Below are 3,666 nucleotides of genomic sequence, written 5' to 3' on the forward strand. Positions count from 1 at the left end.
ATTATTGGGAGCAATGCGTATCGCTTCTAATTGATTATTTGGGCTTTCTGTAAAATGGTTGTTTAAGTAATCAACGGTCATTTTACCTGCGTTTTTTGCAGCATGCCATAATCCAGTAACTTTATCCTTTTGGGAAAAATCTAAATCCGCGCCCATAATATTGAAAGTTATCCAATCTTCTTTCAGGTAGTTAGATGTTGTGTAGTCTAAATCTTTCCATGTTTCTGGATAACATCGAAAATCTGGTAAATTATTCTTATTTGGATTAAAATCTGGGCCAAAATAATTATACTTCCATGTTTCTTTAAAATTCAATACTTCCCATCCATTTATAAGTCTCTGGCTTTCTATTTTATGCCATATACCGGTCCATCCTTTTTTTTGTACTTTACATTTAATACCCATTTCTCTAAGTATTCCATAATTTAGAGCATAAAATTTTGCATTAAGTCTATGCCTACTGTCAAATTTTGGATGATCTTCAAATTTAAATCCCCATAGTTTACTCCCTGTTTTACCAGGAATATCATAATACTTCCAATCTTCTTCTTCTGGATTTCCACTTCTACCTCTAACTGCTTTTAAAGAAGTGCTAACCTGCTCGATAGGAGCTTGGTCTTCAGTAGTAAGCTTACGAAATGTGTCAAAAAAGTAAATGTTTTCATACTTATCTATGCTATAGAGATCGTTTAGATCTGAATCATATCCTAAAGCTGATGATATAGAAGTATATTGATCTAAAATATTTTCATCATTTAGTGATGCAAATAAATAATCAGCATTCTCAATATCAGTAAAAAATGTTCCTTTTTCTGTAATTTTAAAAAGTACATCCCCAACAATAATTTCATGGTCTATGTTTAAAAAATTACATAATAAATCACTATCAACTATTGTATCTTCTTCAATTTCTTCTTCAGATACAGATTTAAGAGAGTTATAACTATTCAAACTAATAATTCCTTTCATTTCTGATGGAACCACATTGTTATTGTAAAAGTTGTTTACTGAGTTATTAAAATCAGCGAGAGAACTAAATTGAGGGATATTATTTAATTCAGAGTTCGTAGTAGTTGTTTCTGAATCTTCAAGATCTATTTCTTTATTACAAGCTGTAAAAAGAAAAGTAATTACCATTAATGCCACAATAGGCCTAAAAATAAATTTTAGCATGTTAAGTAGTTTAGGATTAATAAATGAAATGCAAATATAAAATAATTTATTTTTATATTCCAAATATGATTTTTGAAGACAATATATAATGCGTTTAAACTATTGATTATTAAACTCTATGGCTTATAGTTTAGCATTGTATTCTAAGTGGATGGTATAATATATATAGATAAATAATTATTTATACATATATTCTATTATACATAATTCCAATGTATTTGTAAATACACTCAGAGAGACCATCCATTTGAGTTACTACCCAATTGTAATCAATCTCTTTTAAAACTTTTCTTTGTTGTGATTCCTGTTTTAATCTTGCTACTGCAGCTTTAAACTTATTCATATAAATAGGTTTGTTATACGCAAACTAAATTTAATACAATTTGCTAATAACAAACTACTTCTTTTTCTTTCCTTCTATCTTCTTTTTAGCATATTCAATATATCTGTAATAACTAGCTTTACTTATTTCAAGGATTTTAAGAATATCAGATACACTAAGGTCTTTATTTTTTGACATAGTATAAGCTGCATTTGCTTTTCTTTCATTTTCTTTAGATAATCCAGGCTTTCTTCCTCCAACTCGTCCTTTCTCCCTTTCTGCTTTTAAACCTGCCATCGTTCTTTCTCTTATCAATTCCCTTTCAAATTCAGCAAAACTTGCAAAAATATTAAAAGCTTAATCTCCCCTGTATAGTTGTTGTATCAATGCTATCATTCAGACTTACAAATTCAACATTCTTTTCTCTAAAGCCCGTAACTAAATCAATTAAATGTTTTAGGGATCTTCCAAGTCTATCAAGTTTCCAAACAACAACTACATCTCCAGATCTAAGATGCATAAGCATTTTTTCAAGTTCCGGACGTTCTTTTACTGCACTCTTTTTCTCTTTGAATATTTCTTCGCATCCAAATTTCATTAATGCCTCAATCTGTAATTCCAAATTTTGGTCCTGAGTTGATACTCTTGCATATCCAATTTTCATGTGTCATTCGATTTAATAAAAAGTACTCATTAAACGGTTATTCCTGAAACTTATTAATGATACGAGTTTTTGAGAAGGATTCAAAATATTAATGATACATTTTAGAGATACACCTCAAATCCGGGTTTGGTGAGTCTTGTTTCTACAAGTTCGATAAGATTATTTAATATAAATATCGTAGTATTGTAAAACGAAAGCCGCACTTTAAAAATGCAAAACTCATTGTAATGTTATTAATAGACACATTACCATCAAAAGCTTAATATATTATTAAAATCTAGATCTAATTGAATATTAGACCTAGATTCTACATAATTTGGTTTTCCCCTGCTTTATATCCAAATCTAAAGTATATAAAACATCATAACTGTAGTAACTTTAATTTTATTTATAGCACGAATTAAAATTGCACTATCAAACACCTATAATTATTAAAAAAAACTTTATTATAATACTACATATCAATATCTTATGCACTCAAAGTACAAAAGTTCAGTTTTTTCCTAATTTTCTTCCCCTCCTCGGTACCCAGCGAAACTATCATCCATCTAAAAGGAGTTATTTAAATCTCTTTGACTAGTAAACAGCGAATCTTTTGATACATGGGTATATATTTGAGTAGTTTTTATATCAGTGTGTCCTAGCAATTTACTTATAACCATTATTGGGGTTTTACATGCCAATAAATAAGTTGCAAACGTATGACGAGAAGTGTGGAAAGACATTGAAGTTGACTTTACAATATTTACCTTTTCTAAAGCCTTTCTTAAATACTTATTAGTTTTTTGACTTGTTATAACCCTAAAGACCTTATCTTCTTTATTACATTTTTCTATGGATGGTAAAAATTCTAATGCTTTTTTATTTAAAGGTATGGTTACATTTATTTTTGTTTTATGCATTTTAATTTCTATACTCTTCCATTCTTCATTTTTGTCAATCTGTTCATTAAATACTAATTGAGTATAAATATTCTTCCAACAAAGTTTCTTGACATCCATAAACCGCAATCCTGTATAACAGCAAAACAAATAATAACTTAGAATATTTTTTTGACTATTATTGATATTCTTCGAGTAGTAATATTCCTCTAAGATTAATAATTCAGGTTTAGTTAAATATTCACGCTTTCCTAATTCTTTCTTAATTTGAATTTTTGAAAAAATATTAGTTTGAATAATATCACTATTGACAGCACTATTTAAAACAGCCTTAATAAAGCCTAATGATTTTGCAATTGTATTTATCTGATTACATTTTACCTCAATCATATAATTTTTATACTTTGAGATAAAATCCATATTGTTTACCTGATAAATCTTAAGATTTTTAATGTTGGTAAATTGAGACAGTTTTGATAATTGACTTGTGTAAGTACGCTTTGACTCCTCAGAAAGATCTTTATTATTTTTAATCACTATCAACCGACTAAAGTCTGGATATTAAAAATTATCTTCTGTAACGCCCATAAACAGGGCGTTCGTTTTTTAATTAAAAATCAGACCCC

4 protein-coding genes and 1 pseudogene are annotated in these 3,666 nt (G+C 28.4%); all 5 read right to left on the reverse strand.

Features of this window, described 5'->3' with window-relative positions:
- Positions 1-1,173: pseudogene (locus OM075_RS24490) on the reverse strand (hypothetical protein); the annotation flags it as partial.
- Positions 1,174-1,354: 181 nt separating this feature from the next.
- On the reverse strand, positions 1,355-1,516 hold the full coding sequence (locus OM075_RS24495; RefSeq protein ID WP_301193196.1) for a hypothetical protein: 162 nt from the start codon (positions 1,514-1,516) through the stop codon (positions 1,355-1,357).
- Between the two features lie 54 nt (positions 1,517-1,570).
- A complete protein-coding gene (locus OM075_RS26420) occupies positions 1,571-1,792 on the reverse strand; it encodes a helix-turn-helix domain-containing protein (RefSeq protein WP_301193197.1) in 222 nt (73 codons plus the stop codon).
- Between the two features lie 52 nt (positions 1,793-1,844).
- Positions 1,845-2,159, reverse strand: a complete 315-nt coding sequence (locus tag OM075_RS26425; RefSeq protein ID WP_301193198.1) for a recombinase family protein — start codon at positions 2,157-2,159, stop codon at positions 1,845-1,847.
- Between the two features lie 548 nt (positions 2,160-2,707).
- Positions 2,708-3,577, reverse strand: a complete 870-nt coding sequence (locus OM075_RS24510) for a tyrosine-type recombinase/integrase (protein ID WP_301193199.1) — start codon at positions 3,575-3,577, stop codon at positions 2,708-2,710.
- Positions 3,578-3,666: the final 89 nt, after the last annotated feature.

The organism is Plebeiibacterium sediminum (assembly GCF_026013605.1).
GTDB lineage: Bacteria > Bacteroidota > Bacteroidia > Bacteroidales > Marinilabiliaceae > Saccharicrinis > Saccharicrinis sediminus.

Excerpts from the sequence above, each read along its gene's own strand:
- OM075_RS24495 (WP_301193196.1), bottom strand. The coding sequence starts at position 1,516 with ATGAATAAGTTTAAAGCTGCAGTAGCAAGATTAAAACAGGAATCACAA.
- OM075_RS26420 (WP_301193197.1), bottom strand. The coding sequence starts at position 1,792 with ATGGCAGGTTTAAAAGCAGAAAGGGAGAAAGGACGAGTTGGAGGAAGA.
- OM075_RS26425 (WP_301193198.1), bottom strand. The coding sequence starts at position 2,159 with ATGAAAATTGGATATGCAAGAGTATCAACTCAGGACCAAAATTTGGAA.